11 protein-coding genes are annotated in these 15424 nt (G+C 47.7%); 3 read left to right on the top strand and 8 right to left on the bottom strand.

Going from position 1 to position 15424, the window contains the following annotated elements:
* The first annotated feature begins 126 nt into the window (after positions 1 to 126).
* The 3 genes from ONT19_RS08865 to ONT19_RS08855 all read left to right on the top strand — a co-directional run bounded on the left by ONT19_RS08865 (position 127) and on the right by ONT19_RS08855 (position 3028).
* The gene (locus ONT19_RS08865) at positions 127 to 474 is read left to right on the top strand and encodes a helix-turn-helix domain-containing protein (RefSeq protein WP_118067409.1); all 348 of its coding nucleotides are present in this window, start codon (positions 127 to 129) and stop codon (positions 472 to 474) included.
* A 5-nt stretch (positions 475 to 479) separates the two neighbouring features.
* Positions 480 to 1433, top strand: coding sequence for an IS3 family transposase (locus ONT19_RS08860; RefSeq protein ID WP_264952012.1), 954 nt, complete (start codon positions 480 to 482; stop codon positions 1431 to 1433).
* Between the two features lie 254 nt (positions 1434 to 1687).
* The gene (locus ONT19_RS08855) at positions 1688 to 3028 is read left to right on the top strand and encodes an ATP-binding protein (protein ID WP_218487894.1); all 1341 of its coding nucleotides are present in this window, start codon (positions 1688 to 1690) and stop codon (positions 3026 to 3028) included.
* A gap of 91 nt (positions 3029 to 3119) precedes the next feature.
* Here the strand turns inward: ONT19_RS08855 and ONT19_RS08850 are convergent, their stop codons facing one another.
* The 8 genes from ONT19_RS08850 to ONT19_RS08815 form a co-directional block, all read right to left on the bottom strand.
* Positions 3120 to 3893, bottom strand: a complete 774-nt coding sequence (locus ONT19_RS08850; protein WP_022121559.1) for a glycerophosphodiester phosphodiesterase family protein — start codon at positions 3891 to 3893, stop codon at positions 3120 to 3122.
* A gap of 63 nt (positions 3894 to 3956) precedes the next feature.
* A complete protein-coding gene (locus tag ONT19_RS08845; protein WP_217326025.1) occupies positions 3957 to 7133 on the bottom strand; it encodes a TonB-dependent receptor in 3177 nt (1058 codons plus the stop codon).
* 111 nt (positions 7134 to 7244) lie between these two features.
* Entirely contained in the window at positions 7245 to 7919 is a 675-nt protein-coding gene (locus ONT19_RS08840; RefSeq protein ID WP_022121557.1) for a hypothetical protein, read from the bottom strand.
* Positions 7920 to 8103: 184 nt separating this feature from the next.
* A complete protein-coding gene (locus tag ONT19_RS08835) occupies positions 8104 to 8946 on the bottom strand; it encodes a CvfB family protein (RefSeq protein ID WP_264952673.1) in 843 nt (280 codons plus the stop codon).
* Between the two features lie 114 nt (positions 8947 to 9060).
* A complete protein-coding gene (locus ONT19_RS08830) occupies positions 9061 to 9810 on the bottom strand; it encodes an ABC transporter ATP-binding protein (protein WP_264952674.1) in 750 nt (249 codons plus the stop codon).
* A 174-nt stretch (positions 9811 to 9984) separates the two neighbouring features.
* Complete coding sequence (locus tag ONT19_RS08825; protein WP_264901091.1) at positions 9985 to 11376, bottom strand: rhamnogalacturonidase; 1392 nt, start codon at positions 11374 to 11376, stop codon at positions 9985 to 9987.
* A 132-nt stretch (positions 11377 to 11508) separates the two neighbouring features.
* Positions 11509 to 12636 carry a glycoside hydrolase family 88/105 protein gene (locus ONT19_RS08820; RefSeq protein ID WP_264952675.1) on the bottom strand — a complete coding sequence of 376 codons (1128 nt, stop codon included), beginning with the start codon at positions 12634 to 12636 and terminating at the stop codon, positions 11509 to 11511.
* 27 nt (positions 12637 to 12663) lie between these two features.
* On the bottom strand, positions 12664 to 15240 hold the full coding sequence (locus tag ONT19_RS08815; RefSeq protein WP_437183505.1) for a glycosyl hydrolase: 2577 nt from the start codon (positions 15238 to 15240) through the stop codon (positions 12664 to 12666).
* Between the last annotated feature and the right edge of the window lie 184 nt (positions 15241 to 15424).

The following is a 15424-nucleotide window of genomic DNA, read 5'->3' as shown; positions in this document are numbered from 1 at the left end:
GATTACCTTTGCAAGCAGATAGAGTTGTGTGCCCTGTAGAGAGGGCGTAGCCCGAACGTAAGGGCACACAACTTGCCGAAGCACGGTTATCTTATCGTCAAGTATTCACCAGAAAGGAAACTTTTTATGGCAAAGCATTTAAATCCATTGGAAAAGGAGTTCTTGATTCGTAAGTTCAAGGGAAACTCCAAAGTTAAGCTCGGTGATTTCTGCAGGGCAAACAATGTCTCGGAAACTTCTTTTAAGAAGTGGCTGAAGCAATATGAAGAAGCAGGCATAGAGGGGTTGGCTCGTGCTGATGCTGAGATTGGGAACATACTTCCTGAGGGCATTGACAAAACCAAGGAGGGGTATAAGCGAGAAATCCTACGCTTGCGTATTGAGAATGAACGGCTCAAAAAAAAATATCTGGTGAGGCAGAACGAGGATGGGCAAACGGAGTATGTTCGTTTAAAAATGAAGAGTTCAAAATAGTGGACATGCTATCGCACGAGTATCCTGTCAAGGATATCTGCAAGATGATGGGAGTAAGTCGGTCGGGGTATTACAAGTGGCTTAGAAGAGAGCCTTCATCCCGTGAGATCAATCGTGAGTTCATGGTGGGTGTGGTTGAGGACATACACTCGGAACACCCAACACATGGCTACAGGTGGGTGGCGGCGTACATAAGAATCAATTTACAGTTGAGTATCAGCGACAATTTCTCTTATAAATGCTTCCAATATCTTGGTATTCAGTCACAAACGAGACACAAGATACATTACAAACCACGTAAGGTAAAGGATAAGTACCCCAACCTCATTTATTCCACGTGGGACACGGTAGACAGACCTCGACAAGTTATCGTCTCTGACATGACAGTCATCAAATACTCTTGGTTCTTCTTTGAGTTGACCATGTATTTCGATGTCTTTACGAAAGAAATCCTAACGTGGCATGTGGCTGAGAGACGTGGACATAGAGACCAGTACATTGATGGGCTAAATGATGTCATCAACCTGTTGAAGGGCACAGATGAGCCAACTGTTCTTCATACGGACCAAGGTAGCGTGTATGCTTCACTCGCCTATAATGAGCTGATAAAGGACACGTTGATTGTGAGGTCTATGTCCAGGGCAGGAAAGCCTACAGACAACCCTGTGAACGAATCCCTCAACGGATGGATAAAAGAGGAATTGTTCATAGACTTCAAGATTGAGACATGTAATTCAAGAGAGGAGTTCGAGGAGGCCTTGGACGCATACGTGGATTATTACAATGAGAAAAGACCATGTTGTGCTATCGGCTATGATACGCCAAATAATTACAGGAAGAGGTTTTATAAAGGGGAGCTTCCAAGAAAGGACACTTTTGGGAAGCGAGAGGCTAATGCTACACCGAAGTTCGTCACAGAACGGAAGAAAATGGCTGGAAATGAGAAAAATAAAGAATAATGTTCACTTTTATAAAGAAAAACTTGCAAATATGGATGAGATTGTCTACTTTTGCAAATGAAAAGGAACGAAATTTGATAGATATGTGTACTTTTAAAAATATAAATAATTAATAATCATTTTTTGTGTCCACTTTGGGGAACTGCTACAATTATATGCCTAGTTGCCCCTGATTTACAACAAACTTTAACGCTGTTGCCGCTGATTTGCGACAAAAAAGTAGTATCTTTGCCCCTGATTTGAAACAAATGCGTATGTTTAGACGAAATATCATCAGTAAACTGGAGGCTTGGAAGCAAGACAAAAAGCATAAGCCCCTTATCCTGAGAGGAGCTCGACAGGTTGGTAAGACAACTGTGGTCAATGAGTTTGGCTCTCAGTTTGATAATTATCTATATTTCAATCTGGAAAGAAATGAGAATGCCAAGTTGTTCGAGATGGAGATTCCTTTAGACGACCTGGTGAATATGCTGTATGCCAGTGTCGGTAAGGTTAAGAAAGAAGGAACTACCCTTGTTTTCATCGACGAGATTCAGAATTCTCCTAAAACCATAGCACTTCTTAGGTATTTCTATGAACAGAGACCTGATTTGTATGTTATTGCAGCTGGCAGTCTGTTGGAGAATCTGGTGGATGTTAAAGTCAGTTTCCCTGTGGGAAGAGTACAGTATCTGGCTTTGCGACCTTGTTCGTTTTCTGAGTTCCTGGGGGCTATCGGCAAGTATAATCTGCTTGCCGTACTCTCGCAGAAGGCAGAATATACGGTTGCCTTCCATGAACAGTTGATGCATCTTTTCAATCAATATACTATTGTGGGAGGGATGCCTGAAGCAGTGCAGCAGTATGCTGAAACCCAAGATGTCATTGGTATCGAAGATGTTTATGAAACTCTGGTGCAAGCCTATAAGGATGATTCTGAAAAATACGTCAGAGGCAATAAGCTGACGGATGTGGTGAGATTTATCCTCTCTTATGGTTGGGCTTTTTCGGGTGAGACCATTACGTTAGGTAACTTTGCCAATTCTGGCTATAAGTCAAGAGAGGTGGGCGAGGCATTTAGATTGCTGGAGAAGGCAATGCTTCTGGAGCTGGTTTACCCAGTGTCTTCTACCCAGTTGCCGATTATTCCTGAGACCAAACGAATGCCAAAACTCATCTGGTTTGATACGGGATTGGTGAACTATCAGGCGGGAATCAGAAAGGAAATCATTGGCTCTACCGATATGGTGGACAGTTGGCGTGGGCATATTGCAGAACAAATAACGGCTCAGGAGTTATTGGCTTTGGAAGATAGGGTGGGACAGCATCGCTCGTTTTGGGCAAAGCCGAATAACGGTGCAGAGATTGATTTCATTTTTACTCATAACTCCAAGCTTTATCCGATAGAGGTAAAGAGTGGAACCAATGCCCATCTCCGTTCTCTCCAAGTATTTATGGATAGTTCGGAAGTTAATATAGCCATTCGTATCTGGTCAAAGCCTTATTCTATAGATAAGGTCAAGACCATTCATGGCAAGGAGTTTACGTTGATTAATCTTCCGTTTTATCTGATAGGTAATTTGCGGAACGTATTGGATGCTGTAGTAGAAGAATGAGTGATAGATACAAAAACAAAAGAATTCAGCAAATTAGCATCTTGGCTATTTGCTGAATTCTCAATTCATATTCTATTTTTCCTTTTATTCTTTACTTGAAGCTGAGCTTGCCTTCGGCAATCTTCTTGGCTTCTTCTGGCTTGTTGGTGGTTATGAAGTCAACGCCGGAATCTACGCATTTCTGAATCTCCTTCATCTGGTCGATGGTCCATACATTCACCTTCATGCCCAGGTCGTGACTCTCTTTAATCCAGTTCGGATTTTTGAGGAGGGCACCACCATAGTAGTCGATGCCGGCAAAGCCTTTCTGTTTGATGACTTTGGGAGCCACGTCGCTGCCCAGATAGTAAACCCGGGCTTGTGGGTTCAGCTTTACGAGTTCCTCGCAGGCATGCATGCTGAAGGAGATGTAATCCACCTGCTTCTCCATGCCGGTTGCCTTTACCAAATCAAGGCAAGCCTTTACGCATCTGTCTTCACGCTCAGGAGTCTGATGGGCCTTGATTTCCAGAATCAGCTGCATGGGAGCAAGCTTCTTGCCTGCCTCCAGATAACTCTTCAGCGTGGCGATAGGCTCACCGTTGGCAAGTTTCAGATTCTTGATGTCGGCATACTTGGCGTTCTCGATGATTATGCCATGGATGTCGTCGTCATGGTTTACCACCACGGTGCCGTCTGTGGTGATGTGTACGTCAAACTCGCTTCCCCAAACATCAGCCTTCTTGGCATTCTGCATGGCAGCGATGGAGTTCTGGGCTGCACCCTGACTGTTCCAATGGCCACGATGGGCTATCACCTTTACTTGAGCCATGGCGGAAGATGCCAAAAGCATCATTCCGCACAATATCATACTAGTCTTCTTCATATTCTTCTTTAAAAAACTTCTAATAACGTCTGAAAACGTCTGAGATAACTTCTAAAAATCTGTTTAAAATCTGTATCTTATACCCAACTGGCACTGGTAAGGATTACCATTGCCACCAGCTACGCCGGCGTTGGTATTTACGGCATACTTATACTGCTTCTTCTCCTGGTCGAAACCTGTGATGTAATAGAGAGGAACGTTAGAGAGGTTCTTGCCTACACCCCAGTCTTTGTTGAGAAGGTTGGCCACATTGAATACATCCAGTGAAACTTCCAGGGCATGGGTCTTGTAAAGCTTGAATGCCTTCTCCAAGTGAAGGTCGAAGGTGCCGTAGAAACCATTTACGCCGCCATTGCGCTCAGCCATCTTGCCATAGTTGCTCTGCAAATACTCCTTGAACTTCTTCTCCACCTTAGGGTTAGCCATCAGGGTTTCGAAGCCCTTGCGGATGCCTGCATCGGTGTTAGGGTCGTTAGGGTCGAAGATATAGGCGAGGTCGTTGGTTGCCACGAAGTCACCATTCACGTTGCCACCTACGATGGTAGAGTAGCGGGTGCCGCCGATGCCAGAGAAGCGGATACCTGCCTGGATGCCCCAGAAGGTTGGTGCTGTTCCGTAAACCACCAGCTTGTGGCGGAACTGACCGTTACCATAGCTCAGCTGACTCATGTCGCGTGGGTCATCCTTCACCATCTTTACCAGTGTTGAGGTGTTTGCCACGTCGCCATTATAGGTGTTGTTGTCCTTTACGCTGTTCCATGTATAGCTGAATGAGAGGAATCCATCCTTGAAGTATCTCCAGCTACCGTCGATGACGAAGGCAAACTGGTTTACCTTTCCGATGGTGTTAAGCTCCAGTACACGACCTATCTCCTTGGTCTTTCTGCCTTCCAGCCAGTTGGTGTTGCCCTTGGCATCGATGGTGTTGGCAGGCACATAGACGCCACGTCCACCTTCGTTTTCCAATCTGAAGTAAGGCTCATCCACCATGTTCTTGTCGATATAGAGATAGTTGTGGCGAGCCAGAGTCATGTATCCTGCTACGCCCATCTTGAATCGGTCGCTGAAGTAGTGGGTATACGATAGGTTTGCCTTGTAGATGGTTGGCACCTTGGAGCCCTCCTTGTTGCAGTTGATGGTGACGAGCTTCTCTACATTTGGATTCTTCAGCAGATCAGCACCCGGAGTTGTGGCTGGGTTCTGACGATAGCTTGGGAAGTTAGGAGTAGGGATGAGGCTCGCATCCTGGGTATCGATGGTTACGATGCGGCTTCCGTCGAACACCTGACTGTTTACCGTGGCGTAGTTGTTGATGTCTGATGCAAAGATACCGCCACCAAGCTTCAGAATATCGGTATGCTTGTTGTTGATATCCCACTGCAACTGTAATCTTGGCTGTACCAGGAAGAGACCGATGCCCTTGTCGGTTCTTACACCGAGAAGACGGTCGGCTGGCTCGTAGTAGTTGCCGTGGTCAAGATAGGAAGCGTTGTCGATGCGTACGCCGGCTGTGAGGTCGAAGCCCTCGAAGAGCTGGGTGTGCAACTGACCGTAGATACCTGCGTTTACGATGCGCTGGGTTACCTTCTGGTTCTTTTCGCCTTCTACCATATATACGTCGCGGGCATATCGGTAAGGGGTCATGTTGTTGAAACTGTCGAGTCCCTTGAAGTAGAAACGTCCGTTGGTTTCGCTGCCATAGAGTGAGGAGAGGTGAGAATACATCACGTCCAAGCCCAGGGTATAGTTGATCTTGCCTGCATTGATGAGCAGGTTATCTACAAACTGATATACGTTGTCGTGGAAATTCTCTGGGGTGAATCGCTGTCCGCCTATCTGGATGTTGGTCATCAAGGTCTTTCCATCTACTTCCGATGCTACGTTCTGCACGATGGCACGTGGGATGGTGCCGTTAGGCAGGAGACTGTTTGCCTTGGTCTCTTCCATCGAATACATCCATTGCACTTTCGCCTCGTTGGTAATCTTTGGTCCGAATACGCTGCGGAGAGATGCCATCAAGCTGTTGTCTGCGGTGTTGCAGTCGGAGTAAGACTCCAGGAAGTTGATGGTGGTATTGTCACCTTGGCTATATGGCTGCTTGTTGATGTTCAGGTTGTTGCGAACACTGAGCAGATTGGTTGGGTTGATCTGCCAGTCGATGCGTGCGAACACGGAGTTGGTGTTTGATTTCTTGTCAAACGAACCGTACTCCGGCTGGTTAGGCAGCCCGTATTTATCTTTTGCTATCTGGGTGAAGGCATCAAGTGTAGCTTGCGACAGATTGTATCTGCTTTCATCCGATGCTCCATGAATGTCGGCGATGCGCAATGGCTTGGTGTCCTGCTGATGATCCCATGCCACGAAGAAATGCAGGCGGTCTTTGATGATAGGTCCACCCAGCGAGAAACCATACTGATAGGTGGAGAAATCAGAGGTACGCTTGTTGCCGAGGATGTCGTACTGGCTGGCGAGCCAGTCGGTGCGGAGATAGGAGAATGCCGAACCCTTGAGGGTGTTGGTACCCGATTGGGTTACGGCGTTAATGAGTCCGCCACCTGCACGGCCATAGGTTACATCATAGGCATTGGTTACCACCTTAAACTCTCTCACGGCCTCCATGGTCATGGCGTAAGGACTGCCTTTTCTGGTATTGGCAGCACCGCCGGAGATAGGGTTCTTGGATGACATGCCATCGATGTTGAAACCGGTGGAAGAGGCAAGCTGACCGCTGAGGTTCATGCCGTTGCTCAGCGGAGAGAGGTCGATGAGCGAAGTGAAGTTACGTCCGTTTACAGGCAGTTTCTTGATGTCCTGCGCTGTAACGCTGGTTGATGCTCCCTCGTTATCCACGTTCTTCTTCAGAGAGTTTGCCACCACTTCAATCTCTTTCAATTCCTGGCTCTGGTCGCTCATGGTGAAGTCAACACGCAGCATATCGCCCTGGTTGAGCGAATAGCCTGTGCGCTTCTGGTCACCATAACCGATGTATTTGGCGGTGATGGTGTAAGGCGAACCGAGTGGAATTTCTCGGATGGTATAGTTTCCGTTGGCATCAGTGGCAGCGGAAACGGTGAAACCTGTAGACTCGTTCTTTACGGTTACCAAGGCACCGATTACAGGTTCTTTGGTGTTATCCACAATCTTTCCTGTAACGGTGGCACGGGTGTTCTGTGCAAAGAGGCACGTGGTGCTACCAGCCGCCAACAGCGCTGCTGTGGCGACAAATCGAATTGAATTCATAAAATACAATCTTTGGTTTATAAAAGTTTATCGTGATTCTGCCGAATATCATAGAATTCTTCTATTCCTATTTCCTAAAAGAATTCTTCTGCTATTTCCTGAATACGTTTTTTACTTTCTCATAGCTGTGAGTGTACTCTCCACGTCGTTGAGCATTTTTGCAGTACTCTTGCGGCTAGCCTTGAGCATCTGCTGTTCCGACTGTGGGTTGATGGATGTGAAGTAATTGCTACCCTGTGCCAATTTCTTCTTGTTGCCATCATAGAGTGAATAGTTCACGTAGTGGAAGATGGTCTTGAAAGGCTCTTCCTGATACTTGAGATAGTGATTGTCGAGGAGGAGGAGATAATCGGCTCCTGCCTGGTCGAGCATGCCACGGAGTTGGGTGGCATTGACGAATGTAAGGTCAGATGACTGGTTCTCGCCTTCGCCTGTGGTCTTGATATCCTCCAGAATGTCGTGGTAGGTGCCCTGAATGGCATTACCGTCTACATAGGTGAAGTTTGCCTTTGATTTCTGGGCAAGTTGTGCGAGGTTGTCTTCTATCACCTTATTATATATGTAGCATACGCTGTCTGGGTTGATCTGCGTATCCTCTGCCAGCATATCAGTAACGAAATAGTTTGATTTCACGTTGTCTTGAGCGCCTATCACGAGTACGCGATGGGCTTTTACTGCGTTGCTGGTGGCATTGCTTTCCAATTCTGGTGTGCCAGCCATCATGTTGCTGCTAACGAGCATGGTCATCATCAGCAAACTACCTTTTGTAAATGTTTTCTTTCTCATTCTTCTTCTTCTTTTCTATGATAATCTTTTCTGGTTGCAAAGGTAGGGGTATTAGATTACAGGAGAAATGCAATGGTGATACAATGCTTTGAATAAATTGTTTCAAAAAAATGAAGGTGGAACATCGGGTTCGATGCTCCACCTTTTATATATATACCTTATTATATATACATCTAAAAAATCTTTATTCTGCCAATCGGATGCTCATCGGGCTTACGGTGATGAGGCGCTTCTTGTATAAATCGCCCACGGCACGCTTGTAAACCTTCTTGCTCACGTGGAAACGCTCGTAGATGTCGTCGGCCTCGCTCTTGTCGCCAAGGTTACACTCGCCGTCGTTGTCCAGGAGATACTGGTAGAGGGTTTCGGCGAAATCGGCAGTCTGCTGGATGCCGGTCTTCTGCAGGGTGACATCTATCTTTCCGTCAGGACGAATTCTTCCGATGTAGCCCTTCATCTTGTCACCGGTATGGATGTACTGGAAAATCTGGTCCTGATAGAGGAGACCCGGATACTGGTTGTCGATGATAACCTTGAAGCCGAGATCGGTCTTCTGCCAGATGAGGAGATCTACCTCATCGCCATGCTTGTAGTGAGGATGGTCTTCGTTGAGATAACGCTCAATCTTGGCAGAGGCAACGATGCGATAGCTCTCCTCGTCGATGTGGATATGCACGATGTAGGAGTTGCCGAGCACCATACGTTTCTTCTGCTCGCGGAATGGGCAGAAGATGTCCTTCATTAGCCCCCAACCCAGAAAGGCTCCGTATTCGTTGACCCATTTCACTTCGAGATAGGCGAAATCGCCCACCTTTGCCAAAGGGGTTTCGGTGGTTGCTATGAGGCGCTCTTCCTGGTCGAGATAGATGAAGACATCCAGCTCGTCGCCGATGCCTGCGTCTTCAGGTACGTAGCGGGATGGAAGGAGGATTTCTCCCTCGTCACCACCATCGAGATACAGACCGAAATCAACTTTCTTTACGATGCGAAGGCGATTGTAATCGCCGAGTTTTATCTTTTTTGCCATATCATATTATTTTCGAGAATATAAAATGCTTTTGCCCTTACAGGGCGACAGGTTTGCGTCCGTAATTACCCAGGGTGTTGCCCTGGGCTAGGGGCTTCTGCCCTTTCAGGGCGTTTAGATGCAATCTATGGATGAGTCTGGTTCTTCTGCAGAAACTTCTTTATTGTTATCAGCAGTTTCTTTCTGGCTATCAGCAGCTCCTGCTTCCACCGTCTTCTCAATCATTCCATCCTTGAGATGGATGGTGCGGTCGGTGATGGCAGCAAGGCTCTCATCATGAGTTACGATGACGAAAGTCTGACCGAACTTGTCTCTGAGGTCGAAGAAGAGCTGGTGAAGCTCAGCCTTGTTCTTGGTGTCGAGACTTCCTGATGGCTCATCGGCAAGGATGACGGCAGGATTATTGACCAAAGCTCTCGCCACGGCTACACGCTGTTTCTCACCACCGGATAACTCGGCAGGCTTGTGACTGGCTCTATCGCTCAAGCCCATGAACGCCAGTAACTCCTCGGCACGCTCCTTGGCTTCCTTGCGGCTCTTGCCAGCAATGAAGGAAGGAATCATGATGTTCTCCAGGGCGGTGAACTCTGGTAGAAGCTGATGGAACTGGAAGACGAAACCGAGATGCTGGTTGCGGAAATCGCTCAGTTTCTTGGTGCTGAGGCTGCTTACATCGATGCCATCAACCATGATGCTGCCACTATCAGGCTTGTCGAGGGTACCGATAATCTGGAGGAGTGTAGTCTTGCCGGCACCACTAGGACCGACGATACTTACCACCTCGCCCTTGTCAATATGCAGGTCGATGCCCTTAAGCACCTGCAGGAAGCCGAAGCTCTTGGTTATACCTTTTATATCTATCATTTTCTTACTCAAAATTATTTTGCAGGCAAAATTAAGCAAAATATTTGGAAATGCCTAATTTTAAGAGATAAAAAGAAATAAGGAGGGATATAAAAAAACAAAACGCGCCTTATTCTTGCAAATTAAGCTCGTTTCAGTACTCAATTCTGTATTACTTTCTATAAAATGTATGTGTTATTTCAACCCATCGGCATCGCCGGTGGTCTTCAATCCGTTGCTCTTTTCTCTAGGGGTGATGTTCACCTTCTTTGCCACGGTATTCTCAATAAGGTTGGCATCAAAGGCCATCTTCTTATCGGTACAGTTGATGTTCTCGAAGGTGAAATCTACCAGACGATATTTCTCGCTCTTACCCACATCGAAGAAGTTGTCGCAATCCATCTGGATATTCTTCATTGTGATGTTGTTGCACTGGCTCAGAGGCATGTCCTTGCGATCGCCTGGCTTGAAGAACTGCTTCCATGGGCGGATGACGAGGAAGCTGCCTGTAGTGCCCTGGATGTTATCCACCATTACGTACTCGTAATGCTGAGGAGTATCAGGGCGCATCTTCAGCCAGAGTACGCGCTGTGCATTGCCCACCTTGGTGTTGCGTAATACGATGTTGCGGTCTTTCACGCTCTCGCTGCCGAGGGTTAAGCAGCCGTGCACTCTTCCGTAGTTACAGTTCTGGATGAGCACGTTATATACAGGACCATTCTCTGGTGCCTGGTCTGCCCAGGTGCCCTTACCGCCCTTGATGGCGATGGCATCATCGTTTACGCTCATGTAGCAGCCATCCACCAGCACATCGTGGCATACATCGATGTCGATGGCATCGCTACTTGGTGCCCGCATGCCACTGGTAGGGGCGAAGATGGTGCAGCCCAGGAAGCGGACATGGTCGCAACGGTAGATGTGGTTGGTCCAGAACGGACTGTTCTGGATATGTACATCCTGCAAGGTTACGTTGCTTGAGTTGCTGATATAGACGAGGCGGGGACGCTGTGCATCCTTGTTGGTGCATTCACGGTTCCAGGTGCGACGAATCCAGAACTCCTCCCAATAGTGATAACCGTTGCCATCGATGGTACCCGGACCGGCGATGGTAAAGCCATCACATTTGTCGGCATTGATGAATGCCGAGAAGTATTTGCAGGTCTCGCCCTCGATGCGGGTTTCTACCACTGGGAAGTTGGCGATGCGATCGCTACCTTTCAGTTTTCCGCCTTCCGAAACATAGAGATGAGTCTTTGGACGGAAGAAGAGGGCACCGCTCTGATAGGTTCCGGCAGGCACCACGATAACGCCACCGCCATCTTGGGCAGCACGGTCGATAACAGCCTGGATGGCCTTGGTCTGAATCAGGGTGCTATCCGTTTTCACGCCATAGTCGGTGAGAACGTATTTCTTGCCCAGGGTATCCACGTTCACCTTCTGGGCGTTGCTGAACCAGGCATCCATCTTTGTGCCATCAGGCCAAAGTTCGGTTTGTGCCTTCTTTGCTTTCTTCTGTTTCTTTGCGGCGTTGGCGCTTAGTGGCGAAAACGCCACCAGGCAAGCCATCAGCCAGATATATTTCTTCATGATTTGTTTTCTTTTTTAGCTTTAAAACTTAGACTTGGGGACCAGCGATGGAATCGCTGGGAACGGTGGCGGAAGGGGGAGGTTCTTTTTTACCCTTTTACCTTTTTACCCTTTTACCTTTAAAAAGCCTTTTTACCTTTTTACTTTTAAAAGCTTGTAATACTCTGCAGCACCAAGCAGGAGGCAACCTGTGCCGTAGTCCTCGAAATCAGGAACGGAGGTGAAGGTGACAGGCTGGCCAGCTGATGGCTCCTTTCCGGTGCCTTGGTTATAGCCGATGAAACCATCCTCGTGAACGGATGCGGCAAGAGCCTTCCATGCCTTGTCCATCGCCTTCTGATAGGTGGCTCTAGGAAGAATGCCCTGCTGAACACCCCATGCCATACCATAGAGGAAGAGACCTGTACCGGTCATCTCAGGACCGCCATAGTTGGCAGGACAGACGAGGCTTACGTTCCAGTAGCCATCCTTGCGCTGGCATTTCAGAATAGCCTGGCTCATAGAGATGAAATCCTTCTTCAGATACTGATAGTACTTGTCGGTCTTTGGCAAAGTCTCCATCACGCGGACCAGGGCTGCATATACCCAACCGTTGCCACGGCTCCAATAGCAGTTGCTGCCATCCTTCTCCTTGTAAGGTGGCACGTAATCCTTGTCTCTCCACCAGAGACCCTCTTTCTTGTTGAAGAGACCATTAGCCAGTGTATCACGGCTCCATTTATAGGAATTCATCGCATAATCCAGATACTTGCGCTCGCCAGTAATCTTGGCATACTTGGCGTAGGCAGGCATTGCCATCTGGATAGCGTCAATCCAAGTCCAATAATTCACACGCTTGGTGCTCATCTGATGGTCCAGGTTCTCCTTCACCTTGCTCAAGTCCTTCTTGCCGCCTGTCTGAACGTAGCGATCCATGTAGGTTTGCTGGCAGCACTGGTTGTCGGCATCGGTATCGTTTACGCTGCCACGGGCAGTCCACTTGTGATAATCCGCCCACTTATCGGTGTAGTCGAGATAGTGCTGCTGAGGGTCAATCTCGTAAAGCGCCATCAATCCCTCGTAATACACGGCACGTGTCCAAAGATTGCTGGTACGCTTTTTCTTCACGAAAGTGTCGATGGTTGGATCACTGTACTTCGTCATGAAGTAGTTGTTGGTTCGATGGGCTACCTCCAGGATTTCATTTTGCAATGCGGTCTGGGCAGACATTGAGGTCAAGCCCATGAGCATGCAGAGCGATGATAAGATCAGTTTCTTCATTTGTCTTGTTATTAATGTTATGATTATTTACTTGATTTCTACGAGTTTCACGGTACTGTTCAGTCCGCTTGACACAGGAGTCCAGTTCTCGTAGGTGGTCTTCTTGTAGTTGATATCCACCACGTTGATATCCTTCATCTTGCGCCACTTAACACCCTGACGGTCCATTTCGGCGATGCGGTTGGCTGGAAGGTTGGTTACCTCGATACGGATGGTGTTCTTGCCCTTGTTGAGCGCATCCTTGCAGTTTAGGATATATGGTACAGCCCAGGCGCAACCTATATATTTATTATTGACATAGACACGGGCACTCTCGCGAACATCACCCAGGTCGATGGTCCACTGCTTCTTGGCATCATCCTTCGATAGCTTGATGGTGGTTTCGTAAACACCTGTTCCCATCATCACCTTCGCCTTTTCACTGAGACCTTCCCAAGACTTTACGCCCTTCAGGTTGAAGGTTTCGCCCACCTTAGGAGCATCTTCGGTGAATGACAGTTTCCAGGCATTCTCTGTCAGGTCGATGGTCTTGCTATCTGCAGCAGCGATGGCTTCCTTTTCGTTCACCTTCACCTTGGAACCGAGTTTCCACTCATTCACGGGTTTATTCGATGTGATGAGGATGCGGCTCTCGCCACTCTTCAGGTTCAGCTGGATACCCTTGTCGCCGATGGTTGCCTCATGGTATTCGCCCGTCATAGGGTTGTACCAGATGCCATGCTTCTCGTTCACGGCCAAAGCCACGCTAGAAGCGATGTCCTTGCTAGTGAGGTTGGCGATGAAGTAATGATGACCGATGCTGTTGGCACGGCGAATCATCTTCAAGCCCAGGTCCTTTCTTATCAGTTCCGGTTTTGCCGCCTGTTCCATTGCTTTGATATTATCGCCTTTGATAATCTTGGCGCCTTGTGATTTCAATTCTGATATGTGCTCAATCACATCGCTTGGCATGATGTTGTTGCCAGGAATGATGATACCTCTGTATCGGGTTCCGGCAGCCGTTTCAATCATGCCGTTCTTAAAGGTACACGTGCGAAGGTACTTGTCGCTGATGTAGTCGCAGTCGAATCCTGCCTTGTCGATGTCGAGAATCACCTTGATGAATTCAGGTGCTTTCTTCGCCATGCTGTGGATATCGAATTGCATCAGCCAGTTTTTGGTATCCTTGCGCCACATATCTCTTACTGGCAGATAAACCAGGAAATCATTGTCTGGCTGTCCCCACTGCAGATAGGTTTGGCAATTGGTGATGTATTTCATCAGTTCCGGAGCATCGCGCCAGATGCTGTTGGTAGGACTCATATCTACCGAAGCATAGAATTTCCAGCCTGGCCATGTATCGTTTTTAGGCGAATAGGCGGTGCCATGGAAGAACATGTGGTTTACGCCGGCGCAGAACATCAGGTCCATATCCGGTTTCATCTGGCTCAGGGATGTGCGGAAGTGCTCGGTGAGCCAGGTGAAGGTTTCGCTGGATGTATATTTCTTTCCGGTGATGTGCGCAGCCGATGGAGCATATTTTAGCATGCTGAGGTCGCTGAAGTTAGGACGGGTCTTTCTCGGATCCTTGCGCAGTCCCTTGATGCCGAAATCGGTCAGTCCGAAGCCTTCAATTTCCGGAATGTCAACGGCTGCATAGCAGTCGATGAGGTTGGCAGGTGAACCGTGTGCCTGGTTTCGGGTGATGGCACCACGCTTGTTTGCCCATTTGGTCCACTGTTCGGTGAAGTTATGGAGCAGCATGTCGCCCAGGGTTTCACGGTAATCGCTTACCACCACAGCATCGCCATCGAGGAACTCAGGGAACTTATCCTGCAGTTTATATCCGTGATATTTCTCGAATTCCGTCAGGAGATTAGGTGTCCAGTTGGCGCCATACACCTCGTAGCTGTCGTTGAAGAAGGTATGAGGATATGGAGTCTTCGATGCCACGAAGGCGCTGTCGATGTGCTGCAGATAATTGGCCACGGCAGTAGAATCGAAATGGTCGATAACGTATCCCTCTCCTCCAGGTGCGGCACGCTTTACCTTCTGACGGGTGCGGCTTTCATAGAGAGCGATGACGCGTTTCTTGTATTTTTCACCTTCCATAGGGAATGCCTTGATGACCTTCAGTTTGGCGAAGGCACGTTCTTTCAGTGGCACGTTGAATTCTATCTCCATCAGTTTCTGCTTCACATCCACGATGGTATCTACGAACACCGCCTTGCATGCTGCTTCGCTGATAGGTACCCAAGGACCACCGAAAGGCCAGCCTGTTCCGGTGGCCATATCCGTCTCGATGCCCACCTGCTTGTTTTCCTTCTCAACAAATTTGAGCATATCCATCCATTTAGGCGAGAGATAAGGAATATCGTTCTTGTCGTTGCCCTGTACGCCATAGAGCGGTGTGATTTCCACGGCACCGATACCCGCCTTGGCGTATTCGTCAAGGTTCCATTTCAGGTTTTCCTTATCCACGGCAGATCCCATCCACCACCATCTTACGCCTGGTTTGGCTTCCTGCGTAGGGGTAGGGAGCAACTGTGCCTGGCAGTTGAGTGATGACATCAATGCCATAGCAAAGGATAATCCTATGAATTTATGATTTCTTTTATAGTTCATCATATTGGGTTTTATTAAGTTGTTCTTAATTGTTTATTCTTCGTTTGCAAAGATAGCGAAAAATACCCAATAATAGCAGTATTATGATTCTTAAAAATGTAAAATAGTACAAATATGCTAGGTGTTTTGCCAAAAAATCAAGGAATTACACACAAAAGAAGACCTCGCAAAATGCAAGGTATTA

This window comes from Segatella copri, from assembly GCF_026015625.1.
Classification (GTDB): Bacteria; Bacteroidota; Bacteroidia; order Bacteroidales; family Bacteroidaceae; genus Prevotella; species Prevotella copri_H.
Note: the sequence above shows the minus strand (reverse complement) of the source record. Positions and strands in the feature narration are given on the sequence as shown.

What these genes read in the sequence shown, in the direction of transcription:
- ONT19_RS08860 (WP_264952012.1), top strand. Translation starts at nt 480, where the DNA reads ATGCTATCGCACGAGTATCCTGTCAAGGATATCTGCAAGATGATGGGA.
- ONT19_RS08830 (WP_264952674.1), bottom strand. Translation starts at nt 9,810, where the DNA reads ATGATAGATATAAAAGGTATAACCAAGAGCTTCGGCTTCCTGCAGGTG.
- ONT19_RS08815 (WP_437183505.1), bottom strand. Translation starts at nt 15,240, where the DNA reads ATGAACTATAAAAGAAATCATAAATTCATAGGATTATCCTTTGCTATG.
- ONT19_RS08825 (WP_264901091.1), bottom strand. Translation starts at nt 11,376, where the DNA reads ATGAAGAAATATATCTGGCTGATGGCTTGCCTGGTGGCGTTTTCGCCA.
- ONT19_RS08855 (WP_218487894.1), top strand. Translation starts at nt 1,688, where the DNA reads ATGTTTAGACGAAATATCATCAGTAAACTGGAGGCTTGGAAGCAAGAC.
- ONT19_RS08835 (WP_264952673.1), bottom strand. Translation starts at nt 8,946, where the DNA reads ATGGCAAAAAAGATAAAACTCGGCGATTACAATCGCCTTCGCATCGTA.
- ONT19_RS08850 (WP_022121559.1), bottom strand. Translation starts at nt 3,893, where the DNA reads ATGAAGAAGACTAGTATGATATTGTGCGGAATGATGCTTTTGGCATCT.
- ONT19_RS08845 (WP_217326025.1), bottom strand. Translation starts at nt 7,133, where the DNA reads ATGAATTCAATTCGATTTGTCGCCACAGCAGCGCTGTTGGCGGCTGGT.
- ONT19_RS08840 (WP_022121557.1), bottom strand. Translation starts at nt 7,919, where the DNA reads ATGAGAAAGAAAACATTTACAAAAGGTAGTTTGCTGATGATGACCATG.
- ONT19_RS08820 (WP_264952675.1), bottom strand. Translation starts at nt 12,636, where the DNA reads ATGAAGAAACTGATCTTATCATCGCTCTGCATGCTCATGGGCTTGACC.
- ONT19_RS08865 (WP_118067409.1), top strand. Translation starts at nt 127, where the DNA reads ATGGCAAAGCATTTAAATCCATTGGAAAAGGAGTTCTTGATTCGTAAG.